Here is a 23,266-nt window from a genome sequence, read left to right as displayed (position 1 = left end):
TGGAATCTCTGATTCTTGGACGTAGGTTGCCTTTATTCAAACTGGCGTTTTGGCGCTACGCTTGCGCAAGCATTTTCAGCGCGGTAGTTTTTAGGTGTAGGAAGGTGATTGACCATCGCTGAAACGTTCAATCCCAAGAACATCATCGTCACGGGCGGTTGCGGCTTCATCGGCGGCAACTTCGTGCACTACGTGGCCAATAACCACCCAGAGGTCCATGCCACCGTCCTGGACAAGCTGACCTACGCCGGCAACCCCGAGAACATCGCGGGCCTTCCCTCCGACCGCGTGGAGCTCGTCGTGGGCGACATCTGCGACGCCGGGCTGCTGGACAGGCTGGTCCCCGGCCACGACGCGATCGTGCACTACGCCGCCGAGAGCCACAACGACAACTCCATCGCCGACCCGGAGCCCTTCCTGCGCACCAACGTGGAGGGCACCTTCCGCCTGCTGGAGGCCGTGAGGAAGTACGGCATCCGCTATCACCACGTCTCCACCGACGAGGTCTACGGCGACCTGGCGCTCGACGACCCCGCCAAGTTCACCGAGGAGACGCCTTACCACCCGAGCAGCCCGTACTCGAGCACCAAGGCCAGCTCCGACATGCTCGTGCGCGCATGGACCCGCACCTACGGGCTGCGAACCACGATCTCCAACTGCTCCAACAACTACGGCCCCTACCAGCACGTGGAGAAGTTCATCCCGCGCCAGATCACCAACATCATCGACGGCGTGCGCCCCAAGCTCTACGGCCGCGGCGAGAACGTCCGCGACTGGATCCACACCGAGGACCACTCATCGGCCGTCTGGGACATCCTCACCAAGGGCCGCATGGGGGAGACCTACCTCATCGGCGCCGACGGCGAGAAGGACAACATCACGGTCCTGCGCATGATCCTCGAGGCCATGGGCCGCGACCCCGAGGACTTCGACTGGGTCGCCGACCGCCCCGGCCACGACCGCCGCTACGCCATCGACTCCACCAAGCTCCAGCGCGAGCTCGGCTGGAGGCCGGCCCACACCGACTTCGCCGAGGGGCTCAAGCAGACGATCGACTGGTACGTGGCCAACGAGTCCTGGTGGCGCCCGGCCAAGGAGGCCACCGAGGCGCGCTACCGCGCACAGGGGCAGTAGGGGGTGTGCTGCTGGCGTATGAGATCTGGCTCATGTGGCAAATAGCGTGTTCGCATGGGGGGGCATCGGCGCAGGTTGACGCCCCCTATTTTTGGCTGGTTAAATCGTGCATGCATTTGTCTTTGCGGACTGTTTACGCGTTTGGCTATCGGACTCATGGGATTCAAGGCGCGCTAAGTTCATGTCCGCACCGGCGCTTAAAATCTAAACGGAACAGCATGAGCGACTTGCTGAAAGTCTTGTGCTGTGGATTCGTTGATGAATCGGTTTCGAGGGCGAGGTGAACATGAAGGGCAGAAATCAACACGTTACAAAGCGGGCGGACGGAAGTTGGCAGGTTAAAGGCGAAGGGGCGAGTCGCGCTTCATTCGTTACGACGACACAACGCGATGCTATAAATCGCGGACGAATCATTAGCTCTAACCAACAGTCCGAGTTGATTATCCATCGCCCTGACGGCAGAATTCGCGCAAAGGATTCCCATGGGTTCGATCCCTTCCCTCCGCGAGACTAAGGGTTCGGGCTCATTTCGGCTGTAGGCGCGGGATATCGTGTCTACAGCCGATAAATGGTTTCCGTACTGCGATTAATTGTGAACACGGGATTTATCCATTTTGGTTATTGGAGGATTATGTAATGAAGACTCAGTTATTGGTATATAGAAAACAGGGTTGTGGATTCGCGGAAACAACCGACCTTACGATAAGAGAATTCAGCAATGCGAGCGCCTTTGATGCCTTTGAGCTAACGGTCATTGACTTGCAGGATGAGAATTTATGGAAATGCGATCCATGCGATGTGTCGTTATTAAAGGACCATGCAGATATTGCTTCGATTAGTCAGATGGTGCTGCAATCAAAAAAATCTGAATGCATCATCTTGCTTCCGCAAAACTGTTTGTATTCATATTCCTACGAATATGATTCACGCATTGACGCTAAGAGATATAAGCGTAATAAGCTTCTGAAGGATTTTATTAAGGATTTTGCCGACTCTCCGATATGCGAATTGTTTCCTTTTCCGCTGCCCATTTGTTTTGGAGAATCGAAAACGGCACTTGCAGACAGAGAGCTTCATTCGGATTTTTCTTTCAGTTCACCGATACTGCATCCTATTAAGCCTCTTCTTTTTTCGAACGCATCAACAGTTTCAGCCGTTCTAATCTCCGAGGCTTTTGCCGCTACAACTCTTCAGGTAAATGACAATGAGGACCTATCGGCGGTTATTAATGGCATTTTTCCAACTGAAAGCCAGCTCACTTGCGTTCCTGATTGGCTGGATGAAGTTGAATTTCATGATGAGACAGTACAAAGAGCGCGAGTAAAAGAAATAGATGAACAAATGGCTGTTCTGAACGAGGAGAAGAAAGGGATTGAGAAAGTCCTTTCTAGTTATCGGGATATTAAGTCAGTCCTTTGTACCAAAGATTTTGATCTTGAAAATAATGCTCGGCACCTTTTGGCCGAGATTGCTGAGGTTGATGAAACCTTTGAAGACAATAAGGAAGAGGATTTCAACTTCTCTTACGATGACACTTTCTATTTGATTGAAATAAAAGGCAGCGGCCGCGGGCTGAAGCGACAGCATATTTCAAAGACATACGATCATGTCCAAATTAAAATGGATGAGATGGAGGCCGAAGGCGACTCTCGAAAAATCAAAGGTGTCTTAATATTTGCATCTCAAATTGAGTTAAGACCCGAAGAGCGCGATCCATTCCCTGAGAAGCAGATTTCTATTGCACAGAGAACTGAAATCGCAGTTCTATCAACTGAGACATTGCTTCGTTGTTATGAAGCCTATATTGAAGGCCGCCTGACTTCAGATGCGTTCAAGGGGACCCTGCGCCAATCGTCTGGCTTGATAAGCCCGGATGCGTTCGGACTGCATGACTAGATAACCGTTGGCGCTCCTATGAGCTGCAACTTTGATTTGAAAACTAAATTATCAGCTTCTATTAACATATTGCTTGCAAAACAATAATTGCTTTTCCTGTTGGATGGTATTGCGATGGGTTACAACTACGAAGCGTTGGATAGTTTTGAATTCGAGAAGCTCGCGCGTGATGTTACCGAGAAAATCGTGGGCATTAAGGTACCGTCAAGATTCTTTCGCAAATTGGTTTAGCCGTCCTCGGTCCCTTTCTCTTCTTGCCCTCCGCCTTTTCCTTCAGCTCGTCCATCTCCTCCAGTTTGGACATGTCCAGGTACCTCCTCTTTCCCCACTCGTGCTCCACTATGTACTTCAGCCTCGCCGTCACCAGCATTAGGGCCGAGTTGCCGTCCGGGAAGGTCCCGACGACCCTCGTACCCCTGATCTCGCGCTTGATGCGCTCGATCACGTTGTTCGTCCTGATCCGGCGCCAGTGCTCCGGCGGGAATTTCGTGTAGGCCAGCGTCTCGGCGAACCCGTCGCGCACCGTCCTCGCTGCCGTCCCGCGGAGCTTCGGCACGCTGAGCTCGATTTCCCCGACGCCCGTGATGAGCCTTCTCGCGTAGTGGCCGCTCCGGTAGGCCTCCCGGCCCGCCGTCCTCTCGTAGCGCTCGGCCCCGACAAGCTCGGACGCCTCTCTTTGAGCAGCGCATCGAGTGACCCATCGTCGACCGATGCGATGTTCGCAGACGCGTCTTGTGCCCCTTTCGTCGATGATTTGTTGTTTAGTCGCTAGAAATCATATGACGGCGCGTGGATTGTGTCCCTCAATGTGTTTGTCAATTTGTGAAAGAAATTATGCGTCACCTCCTTATGCGCAATTATTTCCCCTATGGGTTTATTAAGACTGCCCAAGACGGATTGTTGGTCGCCGGAGATTGGTTTGCCCAACTGCGCTTGAGGCCCTTGGTAAGGATTTCCCAGTCGCCCTACAACGCTCTTGCAATGAGTGTTGTAGTGGTCATTGCCCAAACGTTTCTGGCAATCTATGCGCTGCTTAGGAACATGAACTACTACGACATGAACGTACCGTTTCTTGAGAACTTCTTCAACGCCGTTAAGGGTGCGGCGATGAAACTGTCCACGGCGATCTTCGGCGAACACGCGATGCATGTGTTGCGTAAGAAGAAGGGGGAGTGACAACGGGATGAAATCCTCCGCGAAGAGCAGCCAGGAATAGGCCGAGAATGGGCGACTCGCTGCTCAATAGAGTACATTTTGCAGTATAAACTTGATGCGGGACTAGCATGCTTTCTATTTATAGCCGGCTAATATCAAGCCTTAGACACTAATGTGATGGTAAAGTTACTTGAGACAAGGCCGCAGCTAGTCATTGATTGCCCCGATTGGAGCGAGTCCTCTGTTAAAGATGGACTGAGACGTTTTTACCAATTTTGGTCCGTGCATATGGTCATTCCATAGCCACGGACCCGAATCCGTGTCTACGGAATGACCATATGCACGGACTGTGCGGCCTTGTCCTTATTGGAATCGAGGTGCAATGCTCTGCGACTGTATCAGTAAAACTGATTTGAATATCCTGAGAAATCATCTGAGAGTTAAGCGTGACGTTAATAATCTGCCCTTGTTTATCTTTCCCTGCGGCGGTGATCAGAGCCTGCATTCCTCTCGACGATTCTTTAGAGCTTATGTGTCCAGCAATCACACCGAGGCGTTAAATAACGTTTTTTGTCTTACTGCCGAAGACGTGGCGGCGGAAATGGACGGTTCGAGACTTAATTTACTTCAGCAAGAGGCCATGCTTGCCGATATATCGGACTGGATATTGATTTTTGCAGAGAGCTGTGGATCTTTTTGCGAGTTGGGTGCTTTCTCCGCTTTGCCTCATGCCGCTTGGATTACCTCTGTTGCTGTTGGAAAGCAATATAAGGGCTCTCGGAGCTTCTTGATTGATGGGCCAGTGAGAGAAATAGCCACGGGTGACTCTTCGCTTAACAAGGTCTTTTACTTAGACTTAAATAACCCGATGTCTTCGCCTGACTTGTGCCGCTTTGTTTCTGAACTAAGACCCCTTATTGGTGCTAATGCTACTAAGCGGGGCAAGGCTGGCTTAAAGGCCGCTAGAAAGATGATCAATCGAGACGAGTCCGAGATTAACGTGGGCTCGCTCGTCCACGAGTTACTTGATTTGCTTCAAATATTGGGCCCCATGTCAGAGACCGATTTACGAACGATATACTGTGCGGCCAAAGGCTTCCGTGCTAGTAAGCTCAAAATATACTCGCCCATTTTAAATGCGGATATGAAAAACGCTGGTGTTCCGATATCTTGGTCGGATGTTTGCTGCATGATGAGAGCTACCGGTCTTGTTTCTAAAGTGGGATACAAAAAGGATCATGACTATCTGATTAAAAGCACGATACATCTCGATTCCTATTTCATGTTTAAGCGAGACGAAGACCGAGATTTCTTAAATATGAGGGCGCGGGTAATCCTTCGTAAGAGATCAATGGGATATGGAGGCGTTGCCGGTGTCTATTGCGGATAGAATTTGCTTCGACCTTGGAATGACAAATCGTCAGCTATTGGGCCTTGTAAGCTCAACGGCAGATAGGTATCACTGTTTTTCTGCCGGTGGGAGAAAGATTGTTGCGCCTCGGCCAGATTTGAAGCTCGTCCAATGTTGGATTTCGGACTATATAAATACGGAGTTTGATATAGATCTTCCTTACGCTACAGCTTACAAAAAGGGCTCAAGCGTCTGCCGTAATGCCGGGCTCCATGCTAAGAGCAGTCATTTTCTTCTGCTTGATATTTGCCATTTCTTTGAGTCCTGCACTCAGCAAATGGTTAGGAATTTGTTTTCAGGGGGAACCTATCGGCCGACAAACGCTGAATTTCGCTCGCGTCTTACTGCAGACGATGTCGATCTTCTCGTAGCTTTATCATGTTATCGGGGTTCTCTTGCAACGGGTTCTCCGTGTTCGCCTTTCATTGCCAATCGCATAATGGCTTCGTTTGACCATGAGATTGCAGCTAGACTAGGCGAAAGATTCGTCTACTCGCGATACTCTGACGACATCTGCATTTCATCAACTGAATGGATAGACTCTGCGGAGATTTCAACTTTTGTTGGTAGTCGCCTACGGCAAAAGGGTTTTGATTTGAATAGTGACAAAACTCGTTGTTTTGGGCGAGGGCACCTTCGTAAAATCACGGGCATCTATCTTGACTGTGATGGCGTCCTGCGATTGGGACCTCAAAGAAAGGCAGAGTTAAAGCGCTCGTTATACCAGGTGCTTATGCGCGAGTGCGATCGTGAATGCGCCCTTCGCGTTTTAGGCCACTTGAGCTTTTGTAAACAGGTCGAACCGGATTTTTGCAACGCACTTTTAGCCAAGTACGCGAGCTATGGTAAGGCTGTGTCTAGTGGAGGCGTTATGCCAGCGTTGGTAGAGCTCGCCTATGGGTGAGGGACGGCAGCGTCGCGAAAGACATTTCTATGGTTGTCAATCCGCGCTATCTTCTCTCTCGACTCCATCGAGAAGGGCTTCATGGGCATAGTCTCTCCTTGCGCTTGCATTTCCCCTTCGGGAACTCGTCTCGCTATGAATTCGGACGTTCTTCTGTTGATACATATCCTGATTATGACGATGCTGCCGCCAGGCAGGCCGTAGCAGTAGCCGGCTGCGTTCATATAGAGACGACCGTTCGTCAGGTCATCGATGTATGCCGATAGCGCATGGTTTCTTTCGTAAATTGATAATCGCATACCGGAACAAGGTCCGCACCTCGTTATGTGATTTCCAGCGGATAAACAATAAATCACAGACGAAGGGGGCACGGACCGTGTCTGCGAACATCGCAACGGTCGACGGGGGTCTCTGTGCATGAACTTAAATGACTGAGCTTTTCTCAGAAATCTTGTTTTTCAAATTATAAACAGGAAAACTGTTTATAATTGAATTGTCTAAGAGGAGGTCGCTGTGAAACTTCTTAAATTAAGAATCGATGGGGTCACACTATTTAAGGACAAACGTTTAGAACTTGATTTTATTGCTGCCGATCGAGTTTTGAGCGATGAAGAAGGTAATTATGCTGACGTGTTTCCGCTGCCAGTTGGGTCCTCGCTCTATTCTCAAAATGTAATGGGCGTTGTTGGCGTTAACGCATCCGGCAAGACAACGACTCTCAACCTCGTGCGCTTTGTACTTGGTTATATGTCTGGCAGCTTTGTTATGCGCCGCTTTGCAACTGGCTCCGATGTTCTCGGAAACTTGGAGCGCCAAGTCAATGTTGCCTGTGTTTTTTTCGAAAAAGGTTCGGTCTATCTTATTGAGTCTCGGCTTCGCAAAGTAGATGGCGTAGCTGCGGAGGATACTTCTTTTGCGGAATCGCTTGCATTTGAGAACGAATGGCTTTGGAGATGCCCCGTATCGCGCGTCTCTAGAAAGGTCGTTTTGAATATCGAGCATCTGAAGGATGTTTCTGAGCCTATTCTGGTTCGTGAGGGGCCTGATGATGGTGACCTTGTTCTTAACGATGCCCAACGAACTTTTCTGGATGACAACATGTCAATCGTGTCTGTCATCACGGGTAAAAAGGTGGTCTCGGTGGAGTCCCCCGAGCGCACGCTGCCTTTGACGAGCTTGCCAACCCCTGTTGTTCAGGCTTTTGATCCGAGTGTTGAATATCTTGTCTGGAACAAGGAAAACCAAGTGTTCCATCTTAAGTTTAAGGGTGAGCGAGCGGAGCGAGTGATGAATGTCGCGATCGCGACTTCTGTTCTGTCAAATGGAACGATCTTGGGCGCTGAGCTGGTCAATCAAGCGATAACCGCTCTCAGAAATGGGGGCTATCTGATTGTGGACGAGATTGAAACGGGTCTTAATAGATCACTTGTTGGCACAGTGATTGAGCTTTTTGCTTCTCCCGTTACGAACCCCCATGGGGCAACTTTGCTCTTTTCGACTCATTACTCGGAGCTCCTTGATGTGCTTAGACGTAAAGACAATGTCTTTGTTCTTGTGCGCGACGATTCGTTTAAGACAGAGCTCATCAAGTATTCCGAGCGTATCAATCGGATTGAGAACAAAAAGAGCGATGTGATCATCAACAATGTGATTAAGGGGTCTATGCCTAAGTACCCCGACGTTCAAGCGATGCGCGAATATGTTTGCGAGCACATCAATGGGTAATCAGGCAAAAGACATTCTATCAAGTCGTTTTGTCTTGTTTAGCTGTGAAGGAACTGCAGAGGGTGTCGTTATTCAGCAGCTGTATGACAACGATTTGTTGATCGTCCCAAGAGAACGAGTGGTCAAAGATGCCCTCATTGTTGATCGTCCTTACACACGAAAACGCAAGGCTTCCGAAATTGCAAACGACTATTTCTCGATGAACTACGAGACTGCTGGGGCTGAAGGACTTGCGGTCGCACGGATTGTGGACAGCAGCGCTCCCAAGTTTGAGTTTCCAAAGCGCAGGCAGAACGGCACTAAAGTGCTGAGTTTTGTTACGCGGCCGGAGGTCGAGATGCTTGTGATTCACGCCGAGGGTGCCTATCGGGATTGGGAGAACGCGACCAGAAGGGATAGACAGCTTAAGCCTAATGAATTCTGCAAGCAGCGTCTTGGACTAGGCAAAATTAAAGAGAAGGACTTTCTTGAGGAATATTGGGGCAACGGCGAAAAACTTGTAAAGGCAATTAAAGCTCATGCGGAGACGAGTAAGCGAAAGAGCGGAGAGTTTTTGCTGGTTGACTTGTTGAAATAGCAGCTGAGTGCCCGCCGGAAGTATGCTGCAAATTCCGGAGCCCTCGAGCACGCCGTTGTTTTTGGGTAAAGAAACCGCAGGTAGAAACGTTGTCGCTATCCAGTGTGGTCGGCATGTCAAGAATTTGCCGCGTACTTCCGGATTGGGCGCTCATTTTGCACTCTCGAAGTCCCCACATCCTCCAAAAAAGTTCTTAAAACAGCCTTAAAGGCGCTCCAGCTCGCGTTGACAGCGTAAAATACGCATGTTTGACTATGACTAAAGTGGATTTTAGGGGAGGAGTACGCCATGGAGGTGCTGGTTGTTGGCAACACCGCATATGTTGACGATGACTTTTGCGCCAAGGCATTCCCCGGGGACCACGTTAAGGTTGTAGCCGCCAAGGATGCGCGTCGTGATGAGTTGTCGCCCCATGCCTCGTGGAAAGAGCTGCTCCAGCACTTGGAGCAGGCCTACGAGTTCGACCGCGTGGTCTACCTTTCTACCTACCTTACCCCGTATACCGAGACTTTTGGCGGCATCGAACTGCTGCGCTCGGTGTTTCGTGCCTGTATGGGACGCAATGTGCAGCTGCTGTTTATTGCGGGGCCCGCGGGTGCAGAGGGCACCACTGGCGGATGTGACGACGACGCCACGGCCGCCAGTGGCGCCCAGACGGGCAAGGGCATTATCGCCCGCGCTGCCAACGACCTGTGCCGTTACTATGCATCGCGCGACGGCATCCAAGCCAAAGTCCTGCGCGTGCCGTATCTGTATACCGCATCGCCGGCATTAACCGACCCATTTTTGGTGCCGTTGTTCGAGGCATGCTCGGGCGGGTCGGTCGCACTTCAGGGTGCGGCAGATGCGCCGTTTCCCCTGCTGTGTGCCGAGGAACTCGCGGTGTTGGTGCATCGTATCTTTGACAGCTGGGATGCCAACTTTGAGATGCTCGACGTTGCAGACGCTTTTGGCCACCCGAGGCCTATGGCGTGACCGTTGACGCTCCGGGTGCGAGCGTGACCTATCACACGCTCAGCATCTAGGCGCTTCGTCGCCCATCGGCGCTATACTGCAGCCGTTGCCCACGATGCGGGGAACACCCGCATCGTGGGTTTTTGCTTATGAAGGGACGGTGCCGTGTGGATGTACAGCAGCTAGAAGAGGCCTGGGCTGCAAGGGCCGGCGCGCGTGAGTCGCGTCTTGCTGCAGCGCCGCATGTGCCGGCGGCTCTGTCGCTACTGCGTATTGTGCGTCCCGGTGACCGCCTGGTGGCCTTTGCGGACGATTTTGCCGATGCGTTTGCCTGCGGCTTTGATGGCTTCGATGTTGCGCTGGTGGGGGAGCCCGCGGCTGCGGCGTTTGCTGCTGCGTCTGAGGGCTTTGACGCTTCGTTTGATGCCGAGGGGCCGCACCTGTGGTGGTTCGTCAACTCCATCGGCGGGTTTGGTCTGCGTGTGCCCGATCTTCGTGCTCTGGGGCGCGCGGCTCGCGAGGCGCATGCGCTGCTCGTGGTTGATAACACTGTGTCAGGCGTCTTTGGGTGCAACCCGCTGCGTCTGGGCGCCGTGCTTTCGCTCGAGGCGCTCGACCGTGTGTGTGCCGGCGTTGCGCCGCGCAAACTCGTCGCCGCTTCGGTGGCGCGCTCGCAACTCAAGCGCCATCGCGTGGATGCCGCTGCCGAGTGCTCGCACGCGCTGCTTGTGGACTGCGGTGCGCCTGCTCTTGACCTGTCTGCCGAGGAGGCCGGCGTGCTGGAGCGCGGGTTGTCCTCGCTTGATGCTCGCATGCAGGCGCACTTCGATCGCGCCCGTGCGCTGGCCGAGTATCTGGCCGCCAACGAGATGGTACGCAACGTGCGCTATCCCGGGCTGACCTCGCATCCCGACCATGCCATCGCGACCGGCATCCTGGAGCACGGTTTTGGCCCGGCAGTAGAGTTTGACCTGATGGACTGCATCGCGGGTGAATTATTCAGCATACTGCCGGACGAATTCCGCACATCGCCCGCCGGCGGCGCAACGACGCGCCTTTCGGCTCCACGCGGCAAGCAGGGGAGCACCATCCGCCTCTTCGCCGGTACCGACGATCCCCTGCAGGTGGCTGCCACTCTCGATAACGCCCTTCGCAAGTAGCTAATCGGGGTCTGTGTCACGAAAACGGCCTATTTACTACGTTTAAGCAATAGGGTTCGACCACACCCGCCTATTTTGAAAATTACCAAGCGGTTTACCAGCGGTTTTATTTTCATAATGTCCGGTATGGTCGTGGGTATTCAACTAAACGTAGTAGATGGGCCCGTTTTGTGGCGCGAGCCTCAACCCGAGGGCGCTGTGGGCTAAAAACCGCCTAAAAGGACTACCCTGCATTGATGCTGGCGATGAGGTCGTCGGCTTTTGAGGCGATGACGTTGTTGATGTCGGCCTGCAGCTCCTCGTAGACCGCTATGGCTCGCTCGCCGGCGGGGGTGAGCGATGATCCGCGGGCGCCGTCGCGCTCGATGAGTTTGCATCCCAGCTGACCTTCGGCCTCGTTTACGATGCGCCAGGCCTTGGAATACGCCATGCCCATGCTCTTGGCGGCGCGGTTGAGCGAGTGCTCGCGGGCGATGCCCTGCAGCAGCAAGACACAGCCATGGCCGAACACGCCTGGCAGGTCTTTGTCGCACGCTTGAATGACCAGCTTTGCCGTCGTCTTGTACTCCATGTGCTCCACGTCTCCCCGCTAAAGTGTTTGCTGGGTAAACGCAAAGCCTGCGTCAAACCCTCGTGTGCTCTTCTTAAATCATGCATTGTAGCAGTCAAAGTGCGTTAAGATACTTCCCCAGTATTGGGCGCCCAAGGTTGGGCTGGGTCCTACGAGGCCTGCAGCCGACCGGTCGCATGGAAAAAGGAGAAACATGGCTACGTTCTTTCCCGGTGAGTCCCACACGTTTTCGGAGTATCTGCTGGTCCCTGGCTACTCGTCCTCGCAGTGCATCCCCAACAACGTCTCTCTTAAGACGCCGCTAACCCGCTTCAAGCGCGGTGAGAAGCCGGCAATCACCCTGAACATCCCCATGGTTTCCGCCATCATGCAGTCCGTCTCGGGCGTCGACATGGGTGTCGCGCTCGCTACCGAGGGTGGCCTGTCCTTCATTTACGGTTCCCAGACCCCCGAGTCCGAGGCCGCTATGGTCAAGGCCGTCAAGGATCACAAGGCTGGCTTCGTTCAGTCCGATTCCACGCTGACCCCCGACATGACCATGGAGCAGGTCATCGAGCTCAAGGAGAAGACCGGTCACTCCACCATGCCGGTCACCGACGACGGTACTCCCAAGGGTAAGCTCCTGGGCATCGTCACCAGCCGTGACTATCGCCCCAGTCGCGATGATCACCAGAAGAAGGTCTCCGAGTTCATGACCCCGCGTGAGCAGCTCATCGTGGGCGACAAGAACATCAGCCTCAAGGTTGCGAACGACGTCATCTGGGACAACAAGCTCAACGCCCTGCCTATCGTCGACGACAACGATCACCTTATGGGCATCGTCTTCCGCAAGGACTACGACAGCCACAAGACCAACCCCAACGAGCTGCTCGATAACGACAAGCGCTATATGGTCGGCGCCGGTATCAATACCCGCGACTATGCCGAGCGCGTGCCGCTGCTCATCGAGGCCGGTGCCGATGTCCTGTGCATCGATTCTTCCGAGGGCTTCAGCGAGTGGCAGAAGCGCACCATCGAGTGGATCCGCGCCAACTACGGCGAGGACGTCAAGGTCGGTGCCGGTAACGTCGTCGACGCCGAGGGCTTCCGCTTCTTGGCCGACTGCGGTGCCGACTTCATCAAGGTCGGTATCGGCGGCGGTTCCATCTGCATCACTCGCGAGACCAAGGGTATCGGTCGTGGCCAGGCCACCGCGCTGATCGACGTCTGCCGCGCCCGTGACGAGTACTACGAGGAGACCGGTGTTTACGTGCCCGTGTGCTCCGACGGCGGTATCGTATACGACTACCACATGACGCTCGCCCTTGCCATGGGCGCCGACTTTATGATGCTGGGCCGCTACTTCGCCCGCTTTGACGAGAGCCCGACCGAGCGCGTCAACGTCAACGGCCAGTACATGAAGGAGTACTGGGGCGAGGGTTCTGCGCGTGCCCGCAACTGGCAGCGCTACGACCTGGGCGGCGCCGCGAAGCTCAGCTTCGTCGAGGGCGTCGACTCCTACGTTCCCTACGCCGGCTCCCTCAAGGACGGCGTGGGCGGCACGCTCTACAAGGTCAAGTCCACGATGTGCAACTGCGGCGCCCTCTCGATCCCCGAGCTCCAGGAAAAGGCACGTCTGACCTTGGTCTCCTCGACCTCGATCGTCGAAGGCGGAGCCCACGACGTCGTAGTCAAGGACTCCCAACAGAGCGTAACGTATCGATAAGATAAGACCTGCACATAAAGGTTGAGCCTCAACCACGTTATTTAGATAAAGCGAGATGCCTGCAAGTCGCAGACATCTCGCTTGTTGTATTTGCTATCATCATGCGAGTCAACCTTAGGGTCGGGCGGCTTAGCTTTGTTCGCTACAAGTTCCGCACGCAAAGAAGAGCACTTAATGTGCTCTTCGTCTTGCGCAGGACTGTCCGCAGTAGCGAATAAAGCTAAGCCGACCGACCCCATTAAAGATTAAAGGAGCTGATATGTGCGATTGCACAGATCATAAGGATGAGATCCCTGCCTACGACGCGCAGGCCATTGAGTCCAAGTGGATGAAGGCCTGGGAGGACTCCAACCTCTTTGCCGTCGACACCGACGCCAGCAAGCCCAAGAAGTACGTGCTCGAGATGTTCCCGTATCCGTCGGGCGACCTGCACATGGGCCACGCGCGCAACTATACCATCGGCGATGCCATGGCCCGTCAGGCCCGCATGCGCGGCTACGATGTGCTGCACCCCATCGGCTTTGACGCCTTTGGCCTGCCTGCCGAGAACGCCGCCATCAAGCACAACACGCAGGCTGCCGCCTGGACGTATAAGAACATGGACCAGGCGCTCGCCACGATGAAGCGCATGGGCTTCTCCTACGATCTGGATCGCATGGTCAAGACCTGCAGCTCCGATTATTACCGTTGGGGTCAGTGGATCTTTGAGAAGTTGTGGGAAAAGGGCCTGGTCTACCGCAAGAAGAACCCGGTCAACTGGTGCCCCACCTGCAAGACCGTTCTGGCCAACGAGCAGGTCACCGAGGGCAAGTGCTGGCGCTGCGGCACCGAGCCCGAGAAGCGCGACCTTGAGCAGTGGTACTTCAAGATTACCGATTACTCCCAGGAGCTGCTCGACGACCTGGAGAAGCTCCCCGGCTGGCCTGAGCGCGTCAAGCAGATGCAGGCCAACTGGATCGGTCGCTCCGAGGGCGCCGAGGTCGACTTTACCCTGTGCGACAAGGATGGCGAGCCCATCGAGGGCGACGAGGGCAAGATCACCGTCTTCACCACGCGTGCCGATACGCTCTTCGGTGTCTCCTTCTTTGTCCTGGCCCCCGAGTACGCTCGTCTGCACGAGCTCGTCGAGGGTACGGAGTACGAGGAGGCCGTGACCAAGATCGTCGAGGACTCCAAGCATATCTCCGCCGTCGAGCGTGCCCAGGGCACCCTCGAGAAGCACGGTGCCTTTACCGGCCGCTACGTGGTGAACCCGGTCAACGGCGAGAAGGTCCCTGTGTGGGTTGCCGATTATGTCGTTGCCGACTATGGCACCGGTGCCGTCATGGCCGTTCCCTGCGGCGACCAGCGCGACTTTGAGTTCGCCCGCAAGTACGACCTGCCGATCGTGCCGATCATCCTGGACGATGACGACCGCGCTGCCGTCGAGGCCAACGGCGAGACCATCGATACCTTCCATGCCGAGACCGTCGACTGGGATTGCGCCCACGCTGCCGAGGGCACGCTCGTCCAGTCCGGCAAGTACACCGGTATGCGCGGCGGCAAGCACTCCGAGGGCGAGGCTGCAATCGTTGCTGACCTCGAGGCCATGGGCTGCGGTCGTCGTAAGGTCGAGTTCCGTCTGCGCGACTGGCTCATTTCCCGCCAGCGCTATTGGGGCAACCCCATCCCGGCCATCCACTGCGAGCACTGCGGCATCGTGCCCGTGCCCGAGGACCAGCTGCCGGTGACGCTGCCCGAGAACCTGGACCTGGGCGCCGGCGAGACCCTCGCCGAGTGCAAGGAGTTCTACGAGACCACCTGCCCGGTCTGCGGTCGCCCGGCCAAGCGCGAGACCGATACCATGGACACCTTCACCTGCTCCAGCTGGTATTACCTGCGCTATACCGACCCGCACAACACCGAGCTGCCCTTCTCCAAGGACGCCGCCGACCGCTGGATGCCCGTCGATAACTACATCGGCGGCATCGAGCACGCCATTTTGCACCTGCTCTACAGCCGCTTCTTTACCAAGGCGCTGCGCGACCTGGGTCTGCTGAGCGTGGACGAGCCCTTCACCAACCTGCTGTGCCAGGGCATGGTCAAGGACGAGAACGGCGACACCATGTCCAAGTCCAAGGGCAACGTCGTGCCCCCGAGCTCGGTTATCGAGCCCTACGGCGCCGACACCATGCGTCTGGCGATCCTGTTTATCGCCCCGCCCGAGAAGGACTTCGACTGGGATCCCAAGGCCGTCGAGGGTGCCAACCGCTTTATCAAGCGCGCCTGGCGTATCGTGTGGCAGCTCGTCCAGTCCGGCGATGCCAACGTGGCCTTTGACAAGTCCGTGCTCGACGAGGCGGCGCTCAAGCTCTATCGCGAGCGTCACCGCACCATCGCCAAGTGCACCGAGGACTATGACCGCGGCCAGTTCAACACCGCGATCTCGGCCGTCATGGAGCTCGTCAACGCGGCGAGCGCCTACCTCAACGCCACCGAGGGTGCCGCCCGCGACAAGGCGCTGTGCTACGGTGTGGCCAAGGACATCGTGAGCGTCCTTGCCCCCATCTGCCCGTTCTGGGCTGACGAGCTGTGGCACGAGGCGCTCGGCTGCGAGGGCAACGCCTACACCGCCGCCTGGCCCGAGTTCGACCTGGCCGAGTCCGTTGAGGACACGGTGCAGATCGTCGTCCAGGTTCTCGGCAAGGTCCGTGGCCGCATCGACGTGGCCCGCGATGCCTCCAACGAGGAGATGCAGGCTGCTGCCGAGGCCGCCGTCGCCAAGTGGACCGAGGGTAAGACCGTTGTCAAGGCCATCTGCGTACCCGGCAAGCTGGTCAACCTAGTGGTTAAGTAAACGCCGCACGTATAGCCGGCGTGTAAAAGACGAGGGACGATCCGGCTGGATCGCCCCTCGTTTTGTTTTGTCTGCTCGCGGCGCCCGCGGTCAATTGTTCTATTCTTGTGGAGATACTGTGGGCGCGCTGACCTGCGAGTTTCTGTTGTGCTTGCACGTTTTCGCAGGTATTGGTATAGTTTGCTTGCAAATGAAGTTGTAATTGAAAGAAGTGGGGTTTCGGCCCCGCTTCTTTTTTGTATGGATGGAGGTGCCGCAATGGTCAAGACCAAGACCGAGCAGGCGATCATCGACGCGCTCGAGGCCGTCGCTCCCCAGCACGATGTCGACATCGTCGACGTCGAGCTCGTGGGCGCCACCAAGGCCCCCTGCGTGCGCGTGCGTATCGAGGGTGCCGAGGGTCAGAGCCTGTCGCTCAACGACGTCACGGCCAACACCAAGTGGGTCGGCGATGTGATTGAGGAGCTCGACCCCATCTCTTCGAGCTATACGCTCGAGGTGTCGAGCCCGGGTATGGCGCGCCCGCTGCGCCGTCCGCGCGACTTTGCCCGCTTTGTGGGCGAGAACTGTGAGCTCACCTCCACCGCCACCGAGGGCCGTCGCAAGTACGCCGGCAAGATTGCCGCTGCGACCGAGACCGACGTGACCCTCGAGCTCGAGGACGGCGAGTCCGTCACCCTCGATTTCTCTGATGTTAAAAAGTGCAAGTTGAAGCCCACCTACGACTTCAAGCCCGCGAAGGAAGGAAAGTAAGATGGCAGCATCCGACATGATGTCCGCCCTGATGGAGCTTTGCCAGGAGAAGCACATCGACCAGCTCTACCTGATCGACCGCCTGGAGCAGTCGCTCGCCAAGAGCTATGCCGAGATTTTGCATCTTGAGTGGGGCGCCAAGGTGACCATCGACCGTACCACCGGCAAGATCTACGTCTACCGCCTGGAGCCGATCGACGATTCCATGGACGAGGAGGGCAACTTCACCGAGTTCGAGGAGATCGACGTTACCCCCAAGAACACGAGCCGCATCGCCGCCCAGCACGCCAAGGCCGAGATCAACGCCATCGTGCGTAACTCCGCCCGCGAGCAGATCTACGAGGAGTTCTCCGGCCGCATCGGTGACCTCATCAGCGGTACCGTGCTGCAGTCCACGCCCGACTTCACGATCGTCAAGATCCGCGAAGGCGTCGAGGCCGAGCTGCCGCACTTCGATCAGCGCCGTTACGAGAACGAGCGCAACGAGCGCCCGATGGGCGAGCGCTACCTGCACAACCAGCACATCAAGGCCGTGATCATCGACGTTCGCGACCCCAACTCCAACCTGCAGCCGGTTCGTGGCGAGCACAGCCGTCCGCCGATTGTCATCTCCCGTACCCACCCCGAGCTCATGCGTCGTCTGTTTGAGCAGGAGGTGCCCGAGATCTATGAGGGCACCGTCCAGATCAAGTCGATCGCCCGCGAGCCCGGCCAGCGCTCCAAGGTCGCCGTCCACTCGCTTGACGACCGTCTGGATCCCGTGGGTGCCTGCGTCGGCCCCAAGGGCAGCCGTGTTCGCGCTGTCGTGGGCGAGCTCCGTGGCGAGCGCGTCGACGTCATCCTGTGGGATGCCGATCCTGCCGTCTACGTCGCCAACGCCCTTTCGCCCGCTAAGGTCACCCGCGTCCTCATCGACGAGGAGAAGGCCTACGCCGGCGTCATCGTGCCCGACGACCAGCTGTCCCTCGCCATCGGCAAGGAGGGCCAGAACGCCCGCCTCGCCGCGCGCCTGACCGGCTGGCACATCGACATCAAGTCGGAGACGCTTGCCGCCGACATCCTCAAGAACGTTCCCGTTCACGAGGAGCCCGCCGCCGACCTGATCGGTGACGAGGAGGACGAGGACGTCCGCCGCTGCGAGTACGTGTCCGAGGACGGCATCCAGTGCCGCAACCAGGCCCGTCCCGGCTCCCGTTTCTGCGGTGTCCACGACACCGACGCCTTCGATGATGCGGAGGATCTGATCTAGCGCGCGATCGCGCCGGGCGGGTCCCGGCGCATCCCCCACGCTCGTTCAGTCTCTAGGCACCCAAGGTGCCAGAAAGGGTAGGTGAAGTCATATGGCAAAAGTCCGTGTGTCCACCCTGGCCAAAGAGTTCGGCATGACCTCCAAGGAACTGATGGGTCATCTCGCCGAAATGAAGATTCCCGCTAAGTCCGCTTCCTCCGCCCTGGAGGACGCGTACGTCGCCATGGTCCGCAAGCAGCTCGCCTCGGTGATCGAGGCCCGCGCCCAGGAAGTCGAGGCTGCCAAGCAGGCCGAGGAGGAGGCAGCCGCCGCCGAGGAGGCTGCACGCGCTGCCGAGGCCGAGCGCGAGCGCATCGCCGCCGAGAAGGCACGCGAGGAGGAGCGCCGGCAGTTCGCCGCCGCCCAGGCTGCCGAGGAGGCCGCCCGCGCCGAGGCCGAGGCCAAGAAGAAGGCCGAGCAGGAGCGCCTTGCCCGCGAGAAGGAGGAGGCTGCCCGCGAGGCCCAGCGCCGCGCCGTTCCCGCTTCCGACTCCGGTTCGCGTTTCCGTTCGCTGCTTGACCAGATTGCCGCACAGGAGACCGTGCTCAAGGAGAAGAAGGACGCCGAGCAGAAGGCCAAGGCCGAGCGCGCTGCCGAGCGCGGCAACCGTCGTGGCGGCAACAACGACCGTCGCGGTGGCCGTCGTAACGATCGCAACGCCTCCGACAACAACTCCGAGCGCAACGCCTCCGAGAGCCGTCCCCACAGCCATCGCACCAATGCCAGCAACAACGTCGCTGCCGGTATGGACTTCCCCAACCCCGACAAGCAGGGCAAGGGCAAGAAGCGCAAGGGCGGTCACAACAACGAAGAGGACCACTACAGCCGCATGGCGCGCGAGGCCGAGGAGTACAGCCGCGAGAAGGTGCTCGAGGAGGCTCGTGCCGCCGTCGAGGAGGCCTCTCGCGAGTCCACCGGTCGCCGCAAAAAGCGCAAGGAGAAGCGCGAGCGCGAGGCTGCCAAGGCTCAGGAGGAGCGCAAGATAGAGGAGGCGCTGGCCCAGGGCGTGAACCCCGAGGACCTCGACGCCATCAAGGTCTCCCAGGGCGTTACCGTTCAGGAGCTCGCCGAGGCGCTCGACGTTCCGGCCAACGACATCATCAAGCGACTGTTCCTGCTGGGTACGCCGCTTACCATGACGCAGTCCATGTCCGATGACCTTGTCGAGCTCGTTGCCGACGACCTGGGTCGTCAGATCAAGATCATCACCCCCGAGGAGGAGAACACCTTCTCGTTCTACGACGATCCCGCCGACCTTAAGCCGCGCGCCCCGGTCGTCACCGTCATGGGCCACGTCGACCACGGCAAGACGAGCCTCCTCGACGCCATCCGTCACACCGGCGTCGCTGCCGGCGAGGCGGGCGGCATTACCCAGGCAATCGGTGCTTCGCAGGTCATGATTAATGACCGCAAGATCACCTTCATCGATACCCCGGGTCATGCCACCTTTACGGCTATGCGTGCCCGTGGTGCCAAGGTGACCGACATCGTTATTCTGATCGTGGCTGCCGACGACGGCGTCATGCCCCAGACGGTCGAGTCGATCAACCACGCCAAGGCCGCCGGCGTACCCATCGTCGTCGCCGTCAACAAGATCGATAAGCCGGGTGCCAACCCCGACCGCGTGCGCCAGGAGCTCACCGAGTACGGCGTCATCCCCGAGGAGTGGGGCGGACAGAACATGTTCGTCAACATCTCGGCCAAGCAGAAGATCGGTATCGACGACCTTCTGGAGACCGTGCTGCTCCAGGCAGACGTGCTCGAGCTCAAGGCCAACCCGGACACCTTTGCCTCCGGCAACGTCCTCGAGGCCAAGCTCGACAAGGGCCGCGGCTCGGTCGCTACCGTGCTCGTGACCCGCGGTACCTTGCACGTGGGCGATACGCTGGTCGCCGGCCTTACCTACGGCCGCGTCCGTGCTATGCTCGACCCCAAGGGTCGCGCCGTCACCGAGGCCGGTCCCTCCGACGCCGTCGAGATCCTGGGCCTGCAGTCCGTGCCCAACGCCGGTGACGAGTTCCGCGTGTTCGAGGACGAGCGTGAGGCTCGCGCGCTTGCTGACGAGCGTTCGCTCAAGGCCCGTATCGAGGAGCAGAGCCGCGTCAAGCACGTCACGCTCGAGAACCTCTTCGAGACCATTGCCGACGCCGAGGTCAAGGAGCTCAACCTGATCATCAAGGCCGACGTCCAGGGTTCCATCGAGGCCCTTCAGGACTCGCTCGACAAGATGGATCAGTCCGAGGTTCGCATCAACACGATCCACTCCGCCGTTGGTGCCATCAACGAGACCGACGTCGTCCTGGCCGACGCCTCCAACGCCATCATCATCGGCTTTGGCGTCCGCCCCGACGGTAAGGCACGTTCCGCCGCCGAGCGCGAGGGCGTCGAGATCCGTTGCTACGACGTTATCTACAAGTGCCTCGAGGAACTTGACGCTGCCCGTATCGGCATGCTTAAGCCCACCGAGGTCGAGGTCTCCACGGGTACCGCGACCGTCCTGGACACCTTCAAGGTGCCCAAAGTCGGTATCGCCGCCGGTGTCCGTGTCGAAGAGGGCGAGATCGCCGCGACCGATTCCGTGCGTCTGGTGCGCGACGGCATCGTGGTCTTCAACGGCAAGATCGCCTCGATGCGTCACTACAAGGACGAAGCCAAGAGCCTCAAGAGCGGTTCCGAGGGCGGCATTGGCCTGGAGAACTTCCAGGACATCAAGCCCGGCGACCAGATCGAGGGTTACCGCATCGACCAGGTTGCCCGTACCGAGTAGGGGGTAGCGCTATGAAGCAAACGCAGGCAACCCGCCGTCTGGGCGAGCAGCTTCGCGAGAAGCTCGGTTATATCCTGCTCTTTGAGGTTTCCGATCCGCGTCTCGACCTGGTTACTTTGACCGCGGTCGAGGTCGCGGTGGACCGTTCGTTCGCGCGTGTGTTCGTGTCGTGCGATGCGAGCCGCTACGACGAGGTCATGGAGGCGCTCGCAAGCGCTAAGGGCCGTATTCGCAGTCTGTTGGCTCGCTCGCTCGATTGGCGTGTTACGCCCGAGCTCGATTTTCGCATCGATCGCTCGACCGATGAGGCCGAGCGCATCACGCGTGCGCTGGAAAACGTTCCCGCCACGCTTGCGATCGAAAAGGACGAGGACGGCTATCCGATAGCGGATGCCGCCCAGGAGGCAGCTTTAGATGACTAATTCCGCCGACCTCGCCTCGTGCGAGTCTGCAGATATTCAGCGACGCATCCTCGAGCTCATCGAGGGTGCGTCCTCCATTGCGATTTCGGGACACACTTCTCCCGATGGCGACGCCCTGGGCTCCGTGTTGGGTCTGGGCCTTTCGCTCATGAAGTTTTTTCCCAACAAGGACATTGCGCTGCTGTTGGCAGACGATGACCCGGTTCCGCGTATCTACCGCTTTATGGAAGGCTCCGATCGCCTGGTGCCGGCATCTGCGTACACTGGCAATCCTGACCTGTTCATCTCGGTGGACGTACCGGTCGTAGAGCGCCTGAACAACTCCGCCGAGGTGCTTCGTCGCTCCAAGCATGTGGTGTGCTTCGATCACCATCCGGCGCGCGAGGAGTTTGCCGAGCTCAGCCTGAGGCGCGTCGAAGCTGCAGCCTGCGCCATGATCATCGACCGCTTCTTGGACAATTGCGGCATTGTCGCACGTGATGGCGTTGCGACCTGCCTGCTGTGTGGCTTGGTTACCGATACCGGCCGTTTTCAGTATCAAAATGCCGATGCCGCCGCGTTCCATGCAGCCTCGCGTCTGGTTGCCCACGGTGCCGATCCGGCGCGTGTGGCACTCGAGGTTTACCAGAGCATGCGCGTTGAGTTTTTGCACCTCAAGTCCATCGTTATGGGCCGCATCAAGACGGTGGCCCACGGGCGCGTCGCGTATAGCTACGCGTACCAGAGTGACCTTGAGGCCTGCGGTGTCACCTCGGATGAGTGCGACGGCCTGGTCGATGTGGTTCGCTCGGTGATGGGCGTCGAAGTCTGCCTGTTCCTGAAGGGCATTGAGGGCGATAGCAAGGTGCGCGGCAACCTGCGCTCCAAGGGCGACCTCAACGTGTCCGAGATCGCTGCTGCTTTTGGCGGAGGCGGACATCCCGCTGCCGCCGGTTTCTCCAACAACGGAACGATTCTCGAGACGCTCACCGTGGCACTTCCCATGCTGGCCGAACTGGTAGGGGAGGATCCCGCTTCGGTGACCGTCGAGCTTTAACTTTTTGGATGGTACATGGCTCGTCGTACGCCTTCTCAACTGAATATGCTGCTCGCCGTCGATAAGCCGGTGGGCTGCACGTCCCACGATGTGGTCTCGCAATGTCGGCGCGCCCTCCATGAGCGTCGCGTCGGCCATGCCGGCACGCTCGACCCCATGGCATCGGGTGTCATGGTGGTGGGTGTTGGCCAGGCTACTCGTTTGCTGGGCATGCTAACCCTCGATACCAAAAGCTATGTCGCCGACATCTCGTTTGGCGCCGAGACCAATACCGATGATGCGGAGGGCGAGGCGGTCCGCACGGTGGCTGTTGCCAACGAGCTCCGCGATCCTGCCTATGCCCGTGAGCGCTTGGCCGCTTTGCTGGGTCCGCAGATGCAGGTGCCGCCGGCGTTTTCGGCTATCTCGGTCAATGGCGTTCGCGCCTACAAGTCTGCTCGCGAGGGCAATGCGGTGGACCTACCTCCGCGCCCCGTCGAGGTCTATGCCGCCGACCTGATCGCCGTGGGAGGCGAAGGTGATACGTGTGTGTGGACCGTGGCGTTCTCAGTGAGCAAGGGTACCTATATCCGTGCGCTCGCTCGCGATTTGGGCCGCGCCTGCGAGAGCGCCGCGCACATTTCCGCGCTGCGCCGCACGGCCTCCGGTGTTGTTTCCATTGGCGCTTGTCATGCGGTCGAGGAGTTTTCTCCCGAGTCCGCGGCTGGCTTTGCCCTGGATCCCATTGCGGCCCTGGGCGCCACGCGTGTTGACTTGCCGGGCAATCTTGCCGACGATCTGCTCTGCGGTCGACGCATTCCCGTTGAGCGTGCGCTTGCCGATTTCGATACCTCGAAGTCGCCTTTTGCGTTGGTGCTCGATGGGGGACTCAAGGCGCTCGCCCGCATCGAGGGTGGCCGCTTTGTCATGGAGCACGTGTTTCCGCAGGCAATCGGCGGTGTTCGATGATGTTGTCCGCTCACGAGCTCGCGC

General features: G+C 57.7%; 19 protein-coding genes and 1 pseudogene. 18 read left to right on the top strand and 2 right to left on the bottom strand.

Annotated elements, in window-relative coordinates:
- Nucleotides 1-114: 114 nt before the first annotated feature.
- From rfbB to DWV20_RS00800, 3 genes are all read left to right on the top strand, one after another.
- A complete protein-coding gene (gene rfbB, locus DWV20_RS00810; RefSeq protein ID WP_199581732.1) occupies nucleotides 115-1,134 on the top strand; it encodes a dTDP-glucose 4,6-dehydratase in 1,020 nt (339 codons plus the stop codon).
- A 286-nt stretch (nucleotides 1,135-1,420) separates the two neighbouring features.
- The gene (locus DWV20_RS10175) at nucleotides 1,421-1,648 is read left to right on the top strand and encodes a DUF2188 domain-containing protein (protein WP_118256110.1); all 228 of its coding nucleotides are present in this window, start codon (nucleotides 1,421-1,423) and stop codon (nucleotides 1,646-1,648) included.
- A gap of 122 nt (nucleotides 1,649-1,770) precedes the next feature.
- Entirely contained in the window at nucleotides 1,771-3,030 is a 1,260-nt protein-coding gene (locus DWV20_RS00800; protein WP_118256109.1) for a hypothetical protein, read from the top strand.
- Between the two features lie 280 nt (nucleotides 3,031-3,310).
- On the opposite strand, the pseudogene DWV20_RS10170 reads toward DWV20_RS00800, so the two are convergent.
- Nucleotides 3,311-3,742 (bottom strand): annotated as a pseudogene (locus DWV20_RS10170) (transposase); the annotation flags it as partial.
- A gap of 110 nt (nucleotides 3,743-3,852) precedes the next feature.
- Between DWV20_RS10170 and DWV20_RS00790 the strand changes: the two are divergent.
- From DWV20_RS00790 to DWV20_RS00750, 7 genes are all read left to right on the top strand, one after another.
- On the top strand, nucleotides 3,853-4,206 hold the full coding sequence (locus tag DWV20_RS00790) for a hypothetical protein (protein ID WP_147346291.1): 354 nt from the start codon (nucleotides 3,853-3,855) through the stop codon (nucleotides 4,204-4,206).
- A 361-nt stretch (nucleotides 4,207-4,567) separates the two neighbouring features.
- A complete protein-coding gene (locus DWV20_RS00785; protein ID WP_118256106.1) occupies nucleotides 4,568-5,575 on the top strand; it encodes a retron St85 family effector protein in 1,008 nt (335 codons plus the stop codon).
- Nucleotides 5,544-6,500, top strand: coding sequence for a reverse transcriptase domain-containing protein (locus DWV20_RS10165; protein WP_118256105.1), 957 nt, complete (start codon nucleotides 5,544-5,546; stop codon nucleotides 6,498-6,500). The genes DWV20_RS00785 and DWV20_RS10165 overlap by 32 nt, the downstream gene beginning before the upstream one ends.
- Before the next feature lie 513 nt (nucleotides 6,501-7,013).
- Nucleotides 7,014-8,225, top strand: coding sequence for an ATP/GTP-binding protein (locus tag DWV20_RS09825; protein WP_147346289.1), 1,212 nt, complete (start codon nucleotides 7,014-7,016; stop codon nucleotides 8,223-8,225).
- A complete protein-coding gene (locus DWV20_RS00760; RefSeq protein ID WP_118256101.1) occupies nucleotides 8,218-8,802 on the top strand; it encodes a hypothetical protein in 585 nt (194 codons plus the stop codon). Before DWV20_RS09825 ends, DWV20_RS00760 begins: the two co-directional genes overlap by 8 nt.
- A 288-nt stretch (nucleotides 8,803-9,090) precedes the next feature.
- Nucleotides 9,091-9,777, top strand: a complete 687-nt coding sequence (locus DWV20_RS00755; RefSeq protein WP_118256100.1) for a hypothetical protein — start codon at nucleotides 9,091-9,093, stop codon at nucleotides 9,775-9,777.
- A 146-nt stretch (nucleotides 9,778-9,923) separates the two neighbouring features.
- On the top strand, nucleotides 9,924-10,916 hold the full coding sequence (locus DWV20_RS00750) for a PLP-dependent transferase (RefSeq protein WP_158566257.1): 993 nt from the start codon (nucleotides 9,924-9,926) through the stop codon (nucleotides 10,914-10,916).
- A gap of 223 nt (nucleotides 10,917-11,139) precedes the next feature.
- Here the strand turns inward: DWV20_RS00750 and DWV20_RS00745 are convergent, their stop codons facing one another.
- Nucleotides 11,140-11,487 carry a winged helix-turn-helix domain-containing protein gene (locus DWV20_RS00745; protein WP_118256098.1) on the bottom strand — a complete coding sequence of 116 codons (348 nt, stop codon included), beginning with the start codon at nucleotides 11,485-11,487 and terminating at the stop codon, nucleotides 11,140-11,142.
- Between the two features lie 193 nt (nucleotides 11,488-11,680).
- Between DWV20_RS00745 and DWV20_RS00740 the strand changes: the two genes are divergently transcribed.
- The 8 genes from DWV20_RS00740 (at nucleotide 11,681) to truB (ending at nucleotide 23,242) form a co-directional block, all read left to right on the top strand.
- A complete protein-coding gene (locus DWV20_RS00740; protein ID WP_117803302.1) occupies nucleotides 11,681-13,192 on the top strand; it encodes an IMP dehydrogenase in 1,512 nt (503 codons plus the stop codon).
- Between the two features lie 259 nt (nucleotides 13,193-13,451).
- Nucleotides 13,452-16,028 carry a leucine--tRNA ligase gene (gene leuS, locus DWV20_RS00735; RefSeq protein ID WP_118256097.1) on the top strand — a complete coding sequence of 859 codons (2,577 nt, stop codon included), beginning with the start codon at nucleotides 13,452-13,454 and terminating at the stop codon, nucleotides 16,026-16,028.
- Nucleotides 16,029-16,286: 258 nt separating this feature from the next.
- Nucleotides 16,287-16,781 (top strand): ribosome maturation factor RimP, encoded by a 495-nt coding sequence (gene rimP / locus DWV20_RS00730; protein WP_117564814.1) that lies wholly within the window; start codon nucleotides 16,287-16,289, stop codon nucleotides 16,779-16,781.
- Nucleotide 16,782: 1 nt separating this feature from the next.
- Nucleotides 16,783-18,030: a transcription termination factor NusA gene (nusA, locus tag DWV20_RS00725; RefSeq protein WP_006234042.1), complete on the top strand. Its 1,248-nt coding sequence runs from the start codon at nucleotides 16,783-16,785 to the stop codon at nucleotides 18,028-18,030.
- 91 nt (nucleotides 18,031-18,121) lie between these two features.
- On the top strand, nucleotides 18,122-20,836 hold the full coding sequence (gene infB, locus DWV20_RS00720) for a translation initiation factor IF-2 (RefSeq protein WP_118256096.1): 2,715 nt from the start codon (nucleotides 18,122-18,124) through the stop codon (nucleotides 20,834-20,836).
- Nucleotides 20,837-20,847: 11 nt separating this feature from the next.
- A complete protein-coding gene (rbfA, locus tag DWV20_RS00715) occupies nucleotides 20,848-21,258 on the top strand; it encodes a 30S ribosome-binding factor RbfA (RefSeq protein WP_117629486.1) in 411 nt (136 codons plus the stop codon).
- Nucleotides 21,251-22,294 carry a bifunctional oligoribonuclease/PAP phosphatase NrnA gene (locus DWV20_RS00710; protein ID WP_117629487.1) on the top strand — a complete coding sequence of 348 codons (1,044 nt, stop codon included), beginning with the start codon at nucleotides 21,251-21,253 and terminating at the stop codon, nucleotides 22,292-22,294. Before rbfA ends, DWV20_RS00710 begins: the two co-directional genes overlap by 8 nt.
- Before the next feature lie 15 nt (nucleotides 22,295-22,309).
- A complete protein-coding gene (gene truB, locus DWV20_RS00705; protein ID WP_117629488.1) occupies nucleotides 22,310-23,242 on the top strand; it encodes a tRNA pseudouridine(55) synthase TruB in 933 nt (310 codons plus the stop codon).
- Nucleotides 23,243-23,266 lie beyond the last annotated feature (24 nt).

The organism is Collinsella sp. AF02-46-1, assembly GCF_003465825.1.
Classification (GTDB): domain Bacteria; phylum Actinomycetota; class Coriobacteriia; order Coriobacteriales; family Coriobacteriaceae; genus Collinsella.
The sequence above is the reverse complement of the archived record's forward strand: the minus strand, read 5'-3'. Positions and strand labels throughout refer to the sequence as shown.

Bases quoted from the DNA above. Each gene is read 5' to 3' on its own strand.
- DWV20_RS00740 (WP_117803302.1), top strand. From the start codon at position 11,681: ATGGCTACGTTCTTTCCCGGTGAGTCCCACACGTTTTCGGAGTATCTG.
- rbfA (WP_117629486.1), top strand. From the start codon at position 20,848: ATGAAGCAAACGCAGGCAACCCGCCGTCTGGGCGAGCAGCTTCGCGAG.
- truB (WP_117629488.1), top strand. From the start codon at position 22,310: ATGGCTCGTCGTACGCCTTCTCAACTGAATATGCTGCTCGCCGTCGAT.
- rimP (WP_117564814.1), top strand. From the start codon at position 16,287: ATGGTCAAGACCAAGACCGAGCAGGCGATCATCGACGCGCTCGAGGCC.
- DWV20_RS00755 (WP_118256100.1), top strand. From the start codon at position 9,091: ATGGAGGTGCTGGTTGTTGGCAACACCGCATATGTTGACGATGACTTT.
- DWV20_RS10165 (WP_118256105.1), top strand. From the start codon at position 5,544: ATGGAGGCGTTGCCGGTGTCTATTGCGGATAGAATTTGCTTCGACCTT.
- DWV20_RS10175 (WP_118256110.1), top strand. From the start codon at position 1,421: ATGAAGGGCAGAAATCAACACGTTACAAAGCGGGCGGACGGAAGTTGG.
- infB (WP_118256096.1), top strand. From the start codon at position 18,122: ATGGCAAAAGTCCGTGTGTCCACCCTGGCCAAAGAGTTCGGCATGACC.
- leuS (WP_118256097.1), top strand. From the start codon at position 13,452: ATGTGCGATTGCACAGATCATAAGGATGAGATCCCTGCCTACGACGCG.
- DWV20_RS00785 (WP_118256106.1), top strand. From the start codon at position 4,568: ATGCTCTGCGACTGTATCAGTAAAACTGATTTGAATATCCTGAGAAAT.
- DWV20_RS00800 (WP_118256109.1), top strand. From the start codon at position 1,771: ATGAAGACTCAGTTATTGGTATATAGAAAACAGGGTTGTGGATTCGCG.
- DWV20_RS00710 (WP_117629487.1), top strand. From the start codon at position 21,251: ATGACTAATTCCGCCGACCTCGCCTCGTGCGAGTCTGCAGATATTCAG.
- nusA (WP_006234042.1), top strand. From the start codon at position 16,783: ATGGCAGCATCCGACATGATGTCCGCCCTGATGGAGCTTTGCCAGGAG.
- DWV20_RS00745 (WP_118256098.1), bottom strand. From the start codon at position 11,487: ATGGAGTACAAGACGACGGCAAAGCTGGTCATTCAAGCGTGCGACAAA.
- DWV20_RS00760 (WP_118256101.1), top strand. From the start codon at position 8,218: ATGGGTAATCAGGCAAAAGACATTCTATCAAGTCGTTTTGTCTTGTTT.